Here is a 15,715-nt window from a genome sequence, read left to right as displayed (position 1 = left end):
CGAAAACGCGCAGAACACAAGACCTGCGCACGACCGTTTCTGCTGTTACAGACCACCTTCGGTAAGGCGCTCCGGGTTGAGCAACTGCTCCAGCTCGGCACGTCCCAGGTCGGTCATTTCCTCAGCCACGTCGATGATCGGCCGACCTTCCCGGTACGCCTTCTTGGCGATTTCCGCGGCCTTCTGGTAGCCGATCAGCGGGTTCAGCGCGGTCACCAATATCGGATTGCGGCCCAGCGCTTCCTTGAGCTTGGGTTCGTTGACCTTGAAGCTGGCGATGGCGCGATCCGCCAGCAGGTGGCTGACGTTGGCCAGCAGTTCGATGCTGCCGAGCAGGTTATGGGCGATCACTGGCAGCATCACGTTCAGCTCGAAGTTGCCGGACTGCCCCGCCACCGCAATGGTGGCGTCGTTGCCGATGACCTGGGCGGCGACCATGGCCGTCGCTTCCGGAATCACCGGGTTGACCTTGCCAGGCATGATCGAGGAGCCGGGCTGCAGCGCCTCGAGTTCGATTTCGCTAAGGCCGGCCAAGGGGCCCGAGTTCATCCAGCGCAGGTCGTTGGCGATCTTCATCAGCGACACTGCCGTGGTTTTCAGTTGCCCGGACAGCGCCACCGCGGTGTCCTGGGAGCCGATCAGGGCGAAGAAATTGGCACCTGGGGTGAACTGTCGGCCAGTCAGGGCATTCAGCTCCTGACAGAATAGCTCGGCAAATCGCGGATGCGCGTTGATACCGGTGCCGACTGCAGTCCCCCCCTGGGCCAGGGCCTGCAGAGCCGGCAGCAGGCTGGTAAGCAACTGGATGTTGCCCTGGATCTGCTGAGCCCAGCCATCGAGCACCTGGCTCATACGCACGGGCATGGCATCCATCAGGTGCGTGCGGCCGGTCTTCACGAAGGGCTGTACTTCGAGGGACTTCTCGCAGAGCACCTTGAGCAGGTGGCCAAGCGCAGGCAGCAGATGTTCACTGACCTCGATGGCGGCACTGACGTGGATGGTGGTGGGAATGATGTCGTTGCTGCTCTGGCCGCAGTTGACGTGATCATTGGGATTGACCGGTTCGCCAAGAATGCCCGTGGCCAGGGTGGCGATCACTTCGTTGGCGTTCATGTTGGAGCTGGTGCCGGAACCGGTCTGGAACACATCCACCGGGAAGTGCCGCATGAAATCTTCAGCCAGCAGCTGCTGGCACGCCGAGACGATGGCATCGCCCTGGGCCGGCAGGATCTGCTCCAGATCGACGTTGGCACGGGCGGCTGCCGCCTTGGCCAGTACCAGCGCACGAATGAATGCCTTGGGCATGGCCAGACCCGATACCGGGAAGTTGTTGACCGCGCGTTGGGTCTGGGCACCGTAAAGGGCTTCGGCAGGGACTGCCAGTTCGCCCATGCTGTCGCGTTCTATCCGGGTGTTACTCATAGGGATTTCCTTCTGCCAATTCGGACATCGAAAGAGAGGGCTGCATACGCAAGGTGGCCAGCCGATTGCGGACGCGATTCAGGCTGTGTTGCTGATCGCGGTTGGCCGCCAGATGCTGCAGCGCGTAGAGGGAGCGATAGGCGTGATCCAGACAGACACTGCGCCAGTGCCAGGGCAGCGCCGTATCGCAGGCGGTATCCATGAGCAGGTTCAGGGTGGTCAGCGACATCCGCCAGGGGCACAGGCGGCCATGCTCGACCAGTTGCCGACCCTGCGCCCAGTGCAGTTCAAGCAGCCGTGGTTCATCTGGAAGCAGGGCACAGCGGATCCTGAACCCTTGCCAATACCAACAATCCAGACATGGCGTATTGCTTGAGCGAAATCTCATGGCGCACCCTCAAAAGATAATAATATTAATTCCTATATAGAAAGAATAATCAATACCGAATTAGACCGAAGCGCTATTGGCCTGTTTGGGCAGGTTCACAACCAGCACCTGGGAAGAAAGGCTTGAAGTGGGCGAAAGCTACCGAACGGCTGCTAATACGCCGCCATCGACCGCTAGCGGTTTCGAACCGGCGAAGGAAAGCAGGCGTGAGATCGCCACATTGCGTGGCATGCCCGAAAAGAACCGGGCGCCGATTGGCGCCCGAGTGAATCAACTGCCAGCGACGGTCATTTTCTCGATCAGCACCGAGCCCGTGCGGATATTGCTGCGCAGCTCCAGGTCGCTGCCGACGGCGACGATCTGCTTGAGCATGTCGCGCAGGTTTCCGGCGATGGTGACCTCCTGCACGGCGAACTGAATCTCGCCATTCTCCACCCAGTAGCCACCCGCGCCGCGGGAGTAATCGCCGGTGACCATGTTCAGGCCTTGGCCCATCAACTCGGTGACCAGCAGGCCGCGGCCCATACGCTTGATCAACGCTTGCTGATCTTCATCGCCATGGCTGACGAACAGGTTGTGTACGCCCCCGGCATTGGCCGTGCTGGGCATACCCAGCTTGCGCCCGGCGTAGGTGCCCAGAATGTAGGAGACCAGCCTGCCGCCCTCCACGAAGGGTTTCGCGTAGGTAGCCAGACCATCACCATCGAACGCGGCGCTGCCCATGGCACGAGGAATGTGCGGACGCTCATCGAGGTTCAGCCAGGAGGGAAACAGTTGCTCGCCCAGAGAACCTTCGAGGAACGACGACTTGCGGTACAGCGCGCCACCGGAAATGGCGCCGAGGAAGCTGCCGAACAACCCGGTGGCCAGCTCTGCGGAGAACAGTACCGGAACCTCGCAGGTCGGCACCGGACGAGCGCCGAGGCGGCTGACTGCACGTTGCGCGGCGCGACGCCCGATGCTCGCGGCATCGGCGAGCAACTCGCCCTGCCGGTTCACGTCGTACCAGTAATCGCGCTGCATCTGCCCGTCGCTTTCGGCGATCATCACGCAGCTGAGGCTGTGCCGGGTGCTGGCGTAGCCGCCGATGAAGCCATGGCTGTTGCCATAGACACGGCAGCCCTGATGGGTACCCAGGCTGGTGCCATCGGCGTTGCGAATGCGCGAATCGGCATCGAACGCCGCTGCTTCGCAGACCAGCGCGCGCTCGATCGCCTGTTCCGGGGTGATGTCCCAGGCGTGGTAGAGATCCAGCTGCGGCAGATCACGAGCCATCAACGCAGCGTCGGCGAGGCCGGCGCTTTCATCCTCGGAAGCATGCTTGGCGATGGCCAGGGCGGCTGCCACGGTTTCGCGGATCGCCGCCTCGCCGGTTGCCGAGGTGCTGGCCGAGCCCTTGCGCTGGCCAACGTAAAGGGTGATGCCGAAGCCCTGGTCGCGGTTGAACTCGACGGTTTCCACCTCACGCTGACGCACTGTGGTGGACAGCCCCTGCTCCACCGAAACCGCCACTTCACAGGCGCTCGCGCCCTGCTTCTTCGCCTCGGCGAGGATCTGTTCGACCTGCGCCTGCAGACCCGGTAGCGCACCTGGCCCGACTACTTCCACTTCACTCATAACGACTCCACATTTTTGAAAGCAGCTGCAAGCGGCCAGCTACCAGCCGCGAGTAAATCTTTTGCCATTCGCTCTTCGCCATTCGCTCTTCGCTCTTCGCTCTTCGCTTGAAGCTTGAAGCTTGAAGCTTGAAGCTGCTGTTATCATGGTGGCGTTTCCCATTGGATCACCGCAAATGTCTGATTACCTCGACGACTTCTCCGGCGAGAAGAGCAAAACCCAGGTCAAGCGTGAGTTCCACGCCCTGCAGGAGCTAGGCCAGCGTCTGGCCGGCCTCAAGCCCGAGCTGCAGAACAAGCTACCGCTGACCGATGGTCTGCGCCGTGCTCTGGAAGAATCCCCGAAGCACACCGCCAATTCGGCGAAAAAGCGCCATATGCAGTTCATCGGCAAGCTGATGCGCGATCAGGACATCGAAGCGATCCTGACGCTGCTCGACCAGCTCGACGCCTCCACGCGCCAGTACAATGAACGCTTCCACAACCTCGAACGCTGGCGCGATCGCCTGATCACCGGTAACGACGAAGTGCTGGAGAAGTTCGTCGCCGAGTACCCCGACGCCGACCGTCAGCACCTGCGCGGGCTGATCCGCCATGCCCAGCATGAAGCGGCACAGGAAAAAGCTCCGGCCTCGTCACGCAAAATCTTCAAGTACATCCGCGATCTCGACGAAACCCAGCGCGGCCTGCGCTAGGCTTTGGGCCGAGGCACTCCCGGCCCAAATCCTCAGGCTCCGGTACCGCCGACCGTGATCGCATCGATCTTCAGGGTCGGCTGGCCAACGCCGACCGGCACCGACTGACCATCCTTGCCACAGGTGCCGACGCCGCTGTCCAGCGCCAGGTCGTTACCGACCATCGACACCTTGCTCATGGCCTCGGGGCCATTGCCGATCAGCGTCGCGCCCTTGACCGGCGCGGTGATCTTGCCATCCTCGATCAGGTACGCCTCGCTGGTGGAGAACACGAACTTGCCGCTGGTGATGTCGACCTGACCACCGCCCAGATTGGCGCAGTAGATGCCCTTCTTCACCGAACGGATGATTTCCTCGGGGTCGCTCTCCCCGGCCAGCATGTAGGTGTTGGTCATGCGTGGCATCGGCAGGTGCGCGTAAGACTCGCGGCGACCATTGCCGGTACGTGCCACGCCCATCAGACGGGCGTTGAGTTTGTCCTGCATGTACCCCTTGAGCACGCCATTCTCGATCAGCGTGGTGCACTGGGTAGGTGTGCCTTCGTCGTCCATGCTCAGTGAGCCGCGGCGCTCCGCCAGGGTACCGTCATCGACGATGGTGCACAGCTTGGACGCCACCTGCTGGCCGATCTTGCCGCTGTAGTTGGAGCTGCCCTTGCGATTGAAGTCGCCTTCCAGGCCATGGCCGACCGCCTCGTGCAGCAGCACGCCCGACCAGCCAGCGCCCATGACCACCGGCAAGGTGCCCGCCGGCGCGGCAATCGCTTCAAGGTTGACCAGAGCCTGACGCAGGGCTTCACGGGCATAGCCCATGGCGCGATCCTCATTGAGGAAATAGCTGTAATTCGTACGCCCGCCACCGCCATGGCCCCCGCGTTCACGGCGACCGTTGTGCTCGACGATCACGCTGACGTTGAAGCGCACCAGCGGACGGATATCGGCGCCCAGGCTGCCGTCAGTGGCGGCGACCAATATGCGATCCCAGACACCGGCGAGACTCACCGTCACCTGCTTGATCCGCGAATCCAGAGCACGGGTGGCCTGGTCGACACGCTTGAGCAGCTCGACCTTCTGGGCGCGATCAATCACGTCCAGCGGATTCTCCGGCGCATACAGTGGCGTCACCTGGGTCGCGGCAAACGCCTGCACGCGCCCCTGCTGCCCGGCGCGGGCAATCGAGCGCGCGGCACGGGCGGCCTGGCTCAGCGCCTCGGGGGTAATCGCATTGCTGTAGGCGAAGCCGGTCTTCTCTCCGGACTGGGCGCGCACGCCGACGCCCTGGTCGAGGTTGAAACTGCCTTCCTTGACGATGCCATCTTCCAGCACCCAGGTTTCGGACACCTGGGTCTGGAAGTACAGATCGGCGGCATCGATGCCGGGGCCGGCCAATTCGCCGAGTACGCCCGGCAGATGCTCCAGGGTCAGACCGCCGGGGCTCAGCATCTGCTCGCTGACGGTCAACAACATGTCGCTCATAACGTCTCCACATCAGGCTGCCGCGGTTCGGCCGCAGCGAAAAATCGTTTGTGTCGCACTACCGGCATGCGCTCGCGGATCGAGGCTTGCTCGACGCCATCACGCTCGGCCAGCAAGGCCGCTTCGCCATCCGCACGTTCTACCAGCTTACGCCCCCAGGGATCGATGATGGCCGTGTGGCCATAGGTTTCTCGACCACCCGGATGAACGCCGCCCTGAGCCGCCGCCAACAGGTAACACTGGGTTTCGATGGCGCGGGCACGGATCAGCACGTCCCAGTGGGCCGCACCGGTGACCCGGGTGAACGCCGACGGCGCACTGATCAGCTCGGCACCCGCTTCACGCAACGCGCCATAGAGCTCAGGAAAGCGCAGGTCGTAGCATACGGTCAAACCCAGACGCCCAACGGGTGTATCGGCGACCACCAGCTGTTCGCCGTGGGCGTAGTCGTCCGACTCGCGATAACGGCCGCGGCTGTCGCTGACATCCACATCGAACAGGTGCAGCTTGTCGTAGCGGGCGACGGTTTCACCCTGTTCGTCGATCAGCAGCGAGCAGGCCCTCGGCTTGCCACGGGGTTGGTCGTCCGGCGGCAGCGGCAAGGTACCGGCCACTATCCATAACCTGAGGTCACGTGCGGTGCGTTTCAACCAGGGCAGCACCGGGCCCTCGCCACTGGCTTCCAGGCGCCCCAAGTCGGCGGCGTCGCGCCGACCGAGTGCAGAAAAGTTCTCCGGCAGTACCGCCAGCCGGGCACCGGCTGCGGCGGCCTGCTCCAGCAAGCGCCGGGCCTGCAGCAGATTGGCGGCGATATCGTCCTGGCTGACCATCTGGATCACGGCGAAAGACATCACGGCTCCTCTGTCAGGAATGACGACACGTCAGTTGGGTTTCTCGAAAGGTTTGTCGAACGTCAGTTGCGGGTCGTGCAAAGTGCCCTTCACGTCGTATTGCACGCTGGCGAAGCGCGCCACACGGTCACCCAGCAGTTTGTCGGCGAGGAACAGCGCACCGCCAATGGCCGGCGCACCGACGATCAACGCCGCGAGAGGCAGGTTGTTGGTGACCGGCAGGGTCACCAGCAGCTTGGCATCGATGCCCTGGTCGATCATGTTCAGGGTACCGTTCAACTCCAGATTGCTCGACGGACCGGTCATGGTGATCGGTTCCTTCGTCACGAACACGCCATCGGTTGCACTCAGATTGCCTTTCACACGGTCATAGCTCAGGCCCTTGCCGAGCAGATCGGAGAAGTCCAGACGCAAACGGCGGCCGATGGAGTTGAAGTTGAGCAGGCCAAAGACCCGCAGCGCCGAGGCCGAGCCCTGCACCTCAACGAACTGCCCCTTGCGCAGTGACGCATCCAGGCTGCCCGAGTAGCGTTTGAGGCTGAACCAGACCGGCGAGCCGGGCCAATGCCCATCGGCATCCAGGCGGAAGCTCTCGCTGGTAGCCGACGGCGCGTAGCCCCAGGCTTTCAAAACCTCGGAGAGTTTTTCGCCCTGCATACGGCCCTTGTACCAGCTGCGCGTCTGCCCCGGGACACCCTGCCAACCAATGGCGCCGCCGAGATGCAACCCCTTGAGGTTGATATCCAGATCGCTGAACTGCACGCCCTGAGCATCCGGCCGCGCCTTGAGCGACCAGGCCCCCATATCGTCGTCGCCCTGGAATACGTGGGCGATGTGCAGATCAAGCGCCGGAATCTGCCGTGGATCGAAATCGGCCAGCGGATCCGGAGTCTCAGGCTCCGGCGCATCCTCGGTTTTCGGCTTGGTCGCCGGCAGGCGCACATATTCCAGGTTGGCGATGATCGGTCGACCAGCCGCTTCGAACAGATCGACACGGCCCTTGGCCAGGGCGCTGTCCATGCTCAGCGACCAGCCGCCGTCAATGGGCCGGAAGCCCACATCGAGATCCTCGAGCGTTTGCCCCAGCCCCTCGAAACGACCAATACGCAGCTCGGCATCGGTGAACAGCTGTTGGGCACCTTCACGAGGCGTTTGCTCGTAAGTCTTGGCAACGCTCTGCCAGGCCGCCAGATTCACTTGCGCGACCCGACCGCGAATCCGTATGCCACGAGCGGCCGGCAGGATCGCTGGCCCATCGCCCAGACGCAGCTCACCACGGCTCTGATTGAACTGCCCAGGCGGCGCGGCCAGAGTGAAGCTGGCCACGTCGGCGTAATCCAGCCAGTAACGCTGTTCGCGCCCGCCGAAACTCATGCGCCAATCGGCGTAGCGCTCCTCGCTGGCCGTTTTGCCGAACGGCGCTGGCAGCCCGATGCTCAGGCCCTTGAGGTTGGAATCGACACGTAGCTGGCTCTGCGAACCCTCGAGACTCAGACGCAGGCGATACGGCAGGCTGCCCTGGGCCGGCAGCGGCTGCTTCACGCCCAGCCAGCCGGTCAGGTTGCCCAGGGGAATGATCCCGTTGGCCTCGATGCGGCTGCGGGCCTGGCCGGGCCGGCCGTCGGCGACGGCTTTGCCGCGTACCGCATGGCCCAGCGCACGGGCGGTGATCGACGGCGCGCTAAGGCCCTTGCTGGTGTCGTAGCGAAAATCACCCGTCACGTCACTCAGTTCCAGCGCCGGTTCGCGGATGCTCAGCGAGGCCTTGTCGGCACTGAAGTCGACGATCACCTTCGCCTGCTCGCCCTTGTGCAGCGGGATGTCCAGATCCAGAGCGCCATTCAGTGCCCCCGCGCCCTTCCAGCCGGCGAAGATGTCGGCGACCCCGAGCGGCGTTTCCTGAAGGATCTTCAAACCGTCGCCGACACTGCTCTGCAGCTTGCCCTTGAGCTTGAGGTGCGGCGTTTCACCGGTATCGACATGGGCGATATCGGCATAGGCCTCACGCACCTGGCTGTCGAGAATGCGTCCTTCCGAAACGCGCACACGAACCCCGCTGTCCTCGATCAGCACCTGGCCACGGGCATCGTGCAACGCTGGCCAGCCGGGCTGGAAGGCCAGCTCGGCATCCTGCACGGCGAAGAACAGGCTGATACTGCGCACAGCGGGATCCGGGTCGCGATTGATCGAGCCCTGATACTGGAAATAACCTTCATCGACCTTGCCACCGCGAATCGCGGTTTTCAGCCACTCGTCGAGCGCCGGGCTGAGCACCGGTGTCGGCAGGTATTTCTCGGTGAAGCGCGCATCGCCGTCACGCATCCCGACACGCAGATCCATATAGTCCTCACGCTCCGGATCCTTGAGCATGCGGATCAGGAAGTCGCCGGCGATCTTGCCCTCTTCGCCCACGACCTGCAGGTAAGGCGCACGCAGGGTGAAGCCTTCATCGTTGAGCGTCCAGGTCAGTCGGCCCTTGGCCTGCTGATATTCCCAGGCTTTGGGAAACAGCGTGGTGAGGTGCAGGGAGAAGTCTTCGCTGTCGACCTTCAACTCGCCCTGGCCGAGATCACCGGTGATGCTGCCGCTGCCGTTCTCCACGGCCGGCGAGGCGTGCCAGGCGGAAAAACCGACGCGCTCCAGGTTCGCCGAGAACTGCAGGCGCTCCGGCCCTTCGAATTCTGGGCGAAAACTGACATTCAGGTTGCGCAAGGCGCCATGGGGCTTGAGCGTCTGCAGCAATTCCAGGGCACTTTCCGGCATCGGCGCCAGACCTTCCACCAGCGGCACCAGGGGGGCGACATCCAGGCGATCGGCGCTCAGGCTCCAGCGCTGGGACTCGTCACCGCTGGCCGCCTGATGGCCGAGGGCGATACGCGCTCCGCCCCAACGGTTGTCACCACGGCTGAAGGCGAAGTCATCGAGCAACAGGTCGAAATCGTCATCCTTGCGCTCGAAATAGGCATTCAGGGACAGATCCTCGAGCGCCACGGCCTCGCGTTCGCCATAACGCCCTGCCAGCTGTGGAGCATGCAGACGGGTAACGGCCCGCTGCAGGTTGCGCTTGTCCCAGAGCCCCCACACCTCACCACCCAGCTGCAGGTGCTCAAGGTGCCACTCGCGGGTCAACGCCGGTGGCAGCCAGGACGCCCAATCGCTTTGCGGTGCGCTGAGATAGAACTCGGCGCGCGCATCCTGCCAATGTTCGGCTTGAATACGGGTACGCAGTTGCAGGGCCAGTGGCTTGCCGTCCGGCAACTGCACGCGGGCATCCAGACGCTGGCGGGTGCTGCCATTGCTCAGGCTCAGGTTGATGGCGGTGAGCTCAAGCGGTTTCCGATCGTGCACCTGAATGCTCATCTGGCTATCGAACAGCGAGATACGGCTGACCATCTGCGACTGGCGCAGCACCTTGGCGATATCCAGCGGCGGCTGATCCTGCCGCTGCGGCAGGCCTTCCACGCTCCAGGCGCCCTGCTCGTCCTCACGCAGCGTCAGGCTCACGCCGTCGAGCTGCAACTCGGCAATGCGGGGTTGCCAGGCCATCAGACTACCAAGCAGATCGGGAACCACACGCACCTGTTGAAGGACCAGCCCCTGCTCACCTTCGCCAAGGTGCAGGTCGCGCACCGTCAACAACGGCGAGAAGCCGCTCCAGTGCCCTTCCAGCGCGCCGATGCCGACCGGCATGCCCAGCGCTTCGGTGGCGCGAGCTTCAGCTTCTTCCCGGTACTCGGCGAGCAAAGGCACCAACTGACGGCCAAGGCTCACGTAAAAGGCGGCCAACACCAAGCCCAGCGCACACAGCCCCAGACTCCAGCGCAACAGTGCGACGAACGCCAGCCCCAGTCGCTCCATTCAGTTCACATCCCGGCCCGGCCGGGTCTCGTTATAGCAGCACCACATCGTATTGTTCCTGGGAGTACATGGTTTCGACCTGGAACTTGATGGTTCGCCCAATGAATGCTTCGAGATCGGCGACATTGCCCGACTCTTCGTCGAGCAGGCGGTCGACCACCTTCTGGTTGGCCAACACGCGGTAGCCTTCGGGCTGATAGGCGCGGGCCTCGCGGAGTATCTCGCGGAAGATCTCGTAGCAGGTGGTTTCCGCAGTCTTCAGCTTGCCACGGCCCTGGCAGTGGCTGCACGGCTCGCACAGCACTTGTTCGAGGCTTTCGCGGGTGCGTTTGCGGGTCATCTGCACCAGGCCGAGCTCGGTGATGCCGATGATGTTGGTCTTGGCGTGATCGCGCTCCAGCTGCTTTTCCAGGGTACGCAGCACCTGGCGCTGATGCTCTTCGTCTTCCATGTCGATGAAATCGATGATGATGATCCCGCCGAGGTTACGCAGGCGCAGTTGCCGGGCGATGGCGGTGGCCGCCTCGAGGTTGGTCTTGAAGATGGTTTCTTCGAGCGTGCGATGACCGACGAAGGCGCCGGTATTGACGTCGATGGTGCTCATCGCCTCGGCCGGGTCGATGATCAGGTAACCACCGGACTTGAGCGGCACCTTGCGCTCCAGGGCCTTCTGGATTTCATCCTCGATGCCGTGCAGATCGAAGATCGGCCGCTCGCCGGGGTAATGTTCGAGGCGGTCGGCGATTTCCGGCATCAGTTCGGCGACGAACTGGGTGATCTTCTGGAAGGTCTCCCGCGAGTCGACGCGGATCTTCTCGCTGCGCGGGCCAACCAGATCGCGCAGGGTGCGCAGGGCCAGGCTGAGGTCTTCGTAGATCACCGACGGCGTGGGCGCGGTCTTCATCTGTTCGCCGATCTGATCCCACAAGCGGCGCAGGTAACGGATATCGACCAGAATCTCGTCGGCCCGCGCGCCCTCGGCGGCGGTACGCAGGATGAAGCCACCGGCTTCCTCGATGCCTTCGGCGGCGACGCAATCGGCCACCACCTGCTTGAGGCGCTCGCGCTCGCCTTCGTCTTCGATCTTCAGGGAAATGCCGACATGGCTGGTGCGCGGCATGTACACCAGGTAGCGCGAGGGGATCGACAGCTGAGTGGTCAGGCGCGCGCCCTTGCTGCCGATGGGATCCTTGGTGACCTGCACCGTCAGGCTCTGGCCTTCATGCACCAGCGCGCTGATGGTTTCCACCGCGCTGCCTTCACGACTGGAGATTTCCGACGCATGAATGAACGCCGCCCGCTCCAGGCCGATATCGACGAAAGCCGCCTGCATGCCAGGCAGCACGCGCACCACTTTGCCTTTGTAGATGTTGCCGACGATGCCGCGGCGCTGGGTGCGCTCGACGTGTACCTCCTGCAAAACACCGTTTTCCACCACCGCCACGCGCGATTCCATCGGCGTGATGTTGATCAGAATCTCTTCACTCATGCGCCCATCTCTGCTTGAGATGAAGCTGAAAGCAGCGGCAGGCTCAGTCGAGCCCGGCCCATCGCGGCCTGCAACCTCTGGGTTATGCGCTGGCAGTCATTGCCAGCACGGAATCGCGAATTCCGCGAGCAGCTCGGCAGTCTCGCACAACGGCAGGCCGACTACCGCTGAATAACTGCCCTGCATCTGGCTGACGAAGACCGCCGCCAAACCCTGAATACCATAACTGCCTGCCTTGTCGCGCGCCTCGCCGGTATCCCAATACGCTTCGATCTGTGTCTGGCTGAGCGTCTTGAAGCGCACCGTACTGGTCACCACCCGCGTGGCGATCCGCTCTTCGCTGGCCAGAGCGACGGCGGTCAGCACCTGATGCTCGCGCCCGGACAGCGCGCCGAGCGTGGCCAAGGCGTCGGCACGGTCGACGGGTTTGCCGAGGATGCGGCCATCGAGCACCACGGCGGTGTCGGAGCCGAGCACCACCACACCATCGCGCTCAGGCTGGGTGTTCAGCACAGCCTCGGCCTTGGCCCGCGCCAAACGCTCGACGTAGGCAGCCGGAGCTTCGCCGGCCTGCGGCGTTTCGTCGATGGGCACGATCCGGGTGATGAAGGGAACGCCTATCTGCGTCAGCAGTTCACTGCGGCGCGGCGAAGCGGAGGCCAGGTAAAGCGTTGGCATGCAGACGTCTCGCAATCAGGCGCCGCAGCGCGGTTTCAGTTGACACCCAGGCGACGATGCACAGCACGCAGCAACGTACAGATCCACGGCCAGAGCAAGGCACTGACCAGCGCAGGAAGCACGAACGCCATGGTTGGCGGACGGCTGCCGGTCAGCGCGTTGAGCCACAATTGCACCAGTTGCGCGACGCCGAACACCACCAGCAACACCATGCTCTGCTGCCACATGGGGAACATGCGCAGGCGCTGATGCAGGCTCAGCACCAGAAAGGTGATCAGCGTGAGGATCAGCGCGTTCTGCCCCAGCAAGGTGCCGTTGAGCACATCCGCCAGGAGGCCGACGCACCAGGCAGTGGTCATCCCGACGCGATGCGGCACTGCCAGCACCCAGTAGGTGAGAAACAGCGCCAGCCACAGCGGGCGACCGATTTCCATGAAGCGCGGCAGGGTGGAAACACTGAGCAGCAGCGCCAGTGCCATGCTGACCCATATGACCCAGACATTGTTCGAACGAACGGCGATCATTGGCTGGCCTCCTCACCACCGGCGGGAGCCGTGGCCGGATTATCCGTTACAGGCGCGTCAGCAGGTGGTGTATCGGCATCAGGTGTTTCGCCACCGGGCTGCTCGAGAGCCTGGCGATCGACTTCTTCCTGCGCCTCGGCCGACTCGGTGGCGCGCTGCTCCGGCGTTCGCGGGTCGGTGAACACCAGCAGCATGTAACGGGTGCGATTGAGATTGGCGGTCGGTACGGCGCGCACGATGGCGAAGGGCTGACCGGAGTCATGCACCACTTCAGTCACCGTGGCCACTGGATAACCCGCCGGGAAGCGCTGCCCCAGTCCGGAGCTGACCAGCAGATCGCCTTCCTTGATGTCGGCGGTGTCGGCAACATGGCGCAGCTCCAGGCGTTCCGGATTACCCGTGCCGCTGGCGATGGCGCGCAGGCCATTGCGGTTGACCTGTACCGGAATGCTGTGGGTGGTATCGGTGAGCAGCAGTACACGCGAAGTGTAAGGCATCACCTCGACCACCTGACCCATCAGACCGCGAGCATCGAGCACCGGCTGACCGAGCACCACACCGTCCTTCTCGCCCTTGTCGATGAGAATGCGGTGAGTGAAGGGGTTGGGGTCTATGCCGATCAGTTCGGTGGCCAGCACCTCATCGTCGACCAATGCAGAAGAGTTGAGCAGCTCGCGCAGACGCACGTTCTGCTCGGTCAGCGCAGCCAGCTTCTGCAGGCGGCGCTGCATCATCAACTGCTCGGCCTTGAGCTTCTCGTTCTCGGCCGCCAGCTCACTGCGTGAGCTGAATTCCTGGGTCGCGCTTTCCCACAGGGTTACCGGGAAGCGGCCAAGCCAGTACACCGGCTCGACGATCAGGCCGAGCTGGCTGCGCACCGACTGCAAGGCGGTCATGCGCGCGTCGACGACCATCAGCACAGCCGACAGCACGGCGAACACCAACAGGCGTACACCGAGCGAAGGACCTTTGGCGAATAGCGGCTTTATGGCATTTACCTCGCGGCAGCCTGCCCGGAGCTGCATGCGGCATCCAGGCTGCTGCAGCGGAAGGCGTGCGGCTTATTCGGTGGACAACAGATCCATGGTGTGGCGATCCATCATTTCCAGCGCCTTGCCGCCGCCACGGGCGACGCAGGTCAGCGGGTCTTCGGCAACGATCACCGGCAGGCCGGTTTCCTGGGACAACAGCTTGTCCAGGTCACGCAGCAGCGCGCCGCCACCGGTCAGCACAAGGCCGCGCTCGGCGATATCCGAAGCCAGCTCCGGAGGCGATTGCTCCAGGGCGCTCTTGACCGCCTGAACGATGGTCGCCAGGGATTCCTGCAGAGCCTCGAGCACCTCATTGGAGTTGAGGGTGAAGCTGCGCGGCACGCCTTCGGCCAGGTTACGGCCACGGACGTCGACTTCACGCAGCTCGCCACCCGGGTAGGCGGTACCGATTTCCTGCTTGATGCGCTCGGCCGTGGACTCGCCGATCAGGCTGCCGTAGTTGCGGCGCACGTAGGTGATGATGGCTTCGTCGAAACGATCGCCACCAACCCGTACGGATTCGGCGTAAACCACACCGTTCAGGGAGATCAGTGCGATTTCAGTGGTACCGCCACCGATATCGACGACCATCGAACCGCGGGCTTCCTCGACCGGCAGGCCGGCACCGATGGCGGCGGCCATCGGCTCTTCGATCAGGAACACCTCACGGGCACCAGCGCCCAGTGCGGATTCACGAATCGCGCGACGCTCGACCTGGGTCGATTTGCACGGTACGCAGATCAGCACACGCGGCGACGGCTGCAGGAAGCTGTTTTCGTGAACCTTGTTGATGAAGTACTGCAGCATCTTTTCACAGACGCTGAAGTCGGCGATCACGCCATCCTTCATCGGGCGGATGGCGGCGATATTGCCTGGCGTCCGACCGAGCATGCGCTTGGCGTCGGTGCCGACGGCTACAACACTTTTCTGATTGCCATGGGTACGGATGGCGACGACCGACGGCTCGTTCAGGACGATGCCGCGCTCGCGAACATAAATAAGGGTATTGGCAGTGCCCAGGTCAATCGAGAGATCGCTGGAAAACATGCCACGCAGTTTTTTGAACATGGGATAGGGACCCTAGGCAACGCGTGGGTAAAGATACAGCGCAAGAAAACACGCAGGTAAAAAAGTGCGGCAAACTCTAACAACGGCAGGGATTTTGAGCAAGGCACCAATATGTTAGATTGCCTGTTTTTCCGCGGCTTTGAGGCATATTCGTACAATGGTGGTGACAGTGACAGAAACTGTCATGCGCGACCAGCATATGCCCCGAGCCATACAGCGCCGCCTTTGACCGCGGGCCAGACACATCCGTTCCCTGCCCTCCGTGCACGGCACCTGCTCATATTTTCACTGGCGGCCCGATAGCGGCCAGCCTTTCTAGGGAGAACCCGATGGCGCTTGAACGCTCCGAGGTGGAAAAGATCGCACACTTGGCCCGACTGGGCTTGAGTGAAGGCGAACTGCCACATACTACCGCAACCCTCAACAGCATCCTCGGCCTGATCGACCGCATGCAAGCGGTCGACACCGACGGCATCGAGCCACTGGCGCATCCGCTGGAAACCACCCAGCGCCTGCGTGCAGACGTGGTCACCGAAGTGAACCAGCGCGAAGCCTACCAGGCTATCGCTCCGGCGGTGGAAAGCGGTCTGTACCTGGTTCCCAAAGTCATCGAGTAAGGA

At 63.0% G+C, this 15,715-nt stretch carries 13 protein-coding genes; 2 read left to right on the top strand and 11 right to left on the bottom strand.

Annotation, left to right across the window (positions count from 1 at the left end; all coding sequences use genetic code 11):
* Positions 1-45: 45 nt before the first annotated feature.
* The 3 genes from DNK06_RS03760 to pmbA form a co-directional block, all read right to left on the bottom strand.
* A complete protein-coding gene (locus tag DNK06_RS03760; protein WP_131178704.1) occupies positions 46-1,422 on the bottom strand; it encodes a class II fumarate hydratase in 1,377 nt (458 codons plus the stop codon).
* Positions 1,415-1,651, bottom strand: coding sequence for a hypothetical protein (locus DNK06_RS03755; RefSeq protein WP_131178703.1), 237 nt, complete (start codon positions 1,649-1,651; stop codon positions 1,415-1,417). Before DNK06_RS03755 ends, DNK06_RS03760 begins: the two co-directional genes overlap by 8 nt.
* A 429-nt stretch (positions 1,652-2,080) precedes the next feature.
* Positions 2,081-3,427 carry a metalloprotease PmbA gene (gene pmbA, locus DNK06_RS03750; protein ID WP_131178702.1) on the bottom strand — a complete coding sequence of 449 codons (1,347 nt, stop codon included), beginning with the start codon at positions 3,425-3,427 and terminating at the stop codon, positions 2,081-2,083.
* A gap of 175 nt (positions 3,428-3,602) precedes the next feature.
* On the opposite strand from pmbA, the gene yjgA reads away from it, so the two are divergent.
* Complete coding sequence (yjgA, locus tag DNK06_RS03745; RefSeq protein ID WP_131178701.1) at positions 3,603-4,121, top strand: ribosome biogenesis factor YjgA; 519 nt, start codon at positions 3,603-3,605, stop codon at positions 4,119-4,121.
* Positions 4,122-4,153: 32 nt separating this feature from the next.
* On the opposite strand, the gene tldD is transcribed toward yjgA, so the two are convergent.
* The 8 genes from tldD to mreB form a co-directional block, all read right to left on the bottom strand.
* Positions 4,154-5,596: a metalloprotease TldD gene (tldD, locus tag DNK06_RS03740; protein WP_131178700.1), complete on the bottom strand. Its 1,443-nt coding sequence runs from the start codon at positions 5,594-5,596 to the stop codon at positions 4,154-4,156.
* Positions 5,593-6,447, bottom strand: coding sequence for a carbon-nitrogen hydrolase family protein (locus DNK06_RS03735; protein ID WP_131178699.1), 855 nt, complete (start codon positions 6,445-6,447; stop codon positions 5,593-5,595). The genes tldD and DNK06_RS03735 overlap by 4 nt, the downstream gene beginning before the upstream one ends.
* 30 nt (positions 6,448-6,477) lie before the next feature.
* Positions 6,478-10,305 carry a YhdP family protein gene (locus DNK06_RS03730; protein WP_131178698.1) on the bottom strand — a complete coding sequence of 1,276 codons (3,828 nt, stop codon included), beginning with the start codon at positions 10,303-10,305 and terminating at the stop codon, positions 6,478-6,480.
* Between the two features lie 31 nt (positions 10,306-10,336).
* Positions 10,337-11,794, bottom strand: coding sequence for a ribonuclease G (gene rng, locus DNK06_RS03725; protein ID WP_131178697.1), 1,458 nt, complete (start codon positions 11,792-11,794; stop codon positions 10,337-10,339).
* Positions 11,795-11,890: 96 nt separating this feature from the next.
* The gene (locus tag DNK06_RS03720; RefSeq protein ID WP_131178696.1) at positions 11,891-12,472 is read right to left on the bottom strand and encodes a Maf family protein; all 582 of its coding nucleotides are present in this window, start codon (positions 12,470-12,472) and stop codon (positions 11,891-11,893) included.
* 35 nt (positions 12,473-12,507) lie between these two features.
* A complete protein-coding gene (gene mreD, locus DNK06_RS03715; protein WP_131178695.1) occupies positions 12,508-12,996 on the bottom strand; it encodes a rod shape-determining protein MreD in 489 nt (162 codons plus the stop codon).
* On the bottom strand, positions 12,993-14,021 hold the full coding sequence (gene mreC / locus DNK06_RS03710) for a rod shape-determining protein MreC (RefSeq protein WP_242674618.1): 1,029 nt from the start codon (positions 14,019-14,021) through the stop codon (positions 12,993-12,995). Before mreC ends, mreD begins: the two co-directional genes overlap by 4 nt.
* A 36-nt stretch (positions 14,022-14,057) precedes the next feature.
* The gene (gene mreB, locus DNK06_RS03705) at positions 14,058-15,095 is read right to left on the bottom strand and encodes a rod shape-determining protein MreB (protein WP_042554791.1); all 1,038 of its coding nucleotides are present in this window, start codon (positions 15,093-15,095) and stop codon (positions 14,058-14,060) included.
* A gap of 329 nt (positions 15,096-15,424) precedes the next feature.
* Here mreB and gatC point away from each other — a divergent pair, with 329 nt between their 5' ends.
* A complete protein-coding gene (gene gatC / locus DNK06_RS03700) occupies positions 15,425-15,712 on the top strand; it encodes an Asp-tRNA(Asn)/Glu-tRNA(Gln) amidotransferase subunit GatC (protein WP_131178694.1) in 288 nt (95 codons plus the stop codon).
* The last annotated feature ends 3 nt before the right edge of the window (positions 15,713-15,715 follow it).

This window comes from Phytopseudomonas daroniae, from assembly GCF_004327285.1.
GTDB classification, from domain to species: domain Bacteria; phylum Pseudomonadota; class Gammaproteobacteria; order Pseudomonadales; family Pseudomonadaceae; genus Aquipseudomonas; species Aquipseudomonas daroniae.
This window is presented reverse-complemented; position numbering and strand designations above follow the sequence as displayed.

Coding starts and splice junctions, on each gene's coding strand:
- DNK06_RS03760 (WP_131178704.1), bottom strand. CDS start 1,422: ATGAGTAACACCCGGATAGAACGCGACAGCATGGGCGAACTGGCAGTC.
- DNK06_RS03755 (WP_131178703.1), bottom strand. CDS start 1,651: ATGTCGCTGACCACCCTGAACCTGCTCATGGATACCGCCTGCGATACG.
- pmbA (WP_131178702.1), bottom strand. CDS start 3,427: ATGAGTGAAGTGGAAGTAGTCGGGCCAGGTGCGCTACCGGGTCTGCAG.
- yjgA (WP_131178701.1), top strand. CDS start 3,603: ATGTCTGATTACCTCGACGACTTCTCCGGCGAGAAGAGCAAAACCCAG.
- tldD (WP_131178700.1), bottom strand. CDS start 5,596: ATGAGCGACATGTTGTTGACCGTCAGCGAGCAGATGCTGAGCCCCGGC.
- DNK06_RS03735 (WP_131178699.1), bottom strand. CDS start 6,447: ATGTCTTTCGCCGTGATCCAGATGGTCAGCCAGGACGATATCGCCGCC.
- DNK06_RS03730 (WP_131178698.1), bottom strand. CDS start 10,305: ATGGAGCGACTGGGGCTGGCGTTCGTCGCACTGTTGCGCTGGAGTCTG.
- rng (WP_131178697.1), bottom strand. CDS start 11,794: ATGAGTGAAGAGATTCTGATCAACATCACGCCGATGGAATCGCGCGTG.
- DNK06_RS03720 (WP_131178696.1), bottom strand. CDS start 12,472: ATGCCAACGCTTTACCTGGCCTCCGCTTCGCCGCGCCGCAGTGAACTG.
- mreD (WP_131178695.1), bottom strand. CDS start 12,996: ATGATCGCCGTTCGTTCGAACAATGTCTGGGTCATATGGGTCAGCATG.
- mreC (WP_242674618.1), bottom strand. CDS start 14,021: ATGCAGCTCCGGGCAGGCTGCCGCGAGGTAAATGCCATAAAGCCGCTA.
- mreB (WP_042554791.1), bottom strand. CDS start 15,095: ATGTTCAAAAAACTGCGTGGCATGTTTTCCAGCGATCTCTCGATTGAC.
- gatC (WP_131178694.1), top strand. CDS start 15,425: ATGGCGCTTGAACGCTCCGAGGTGGAAAAGATCGCACACTTGGCCCGA.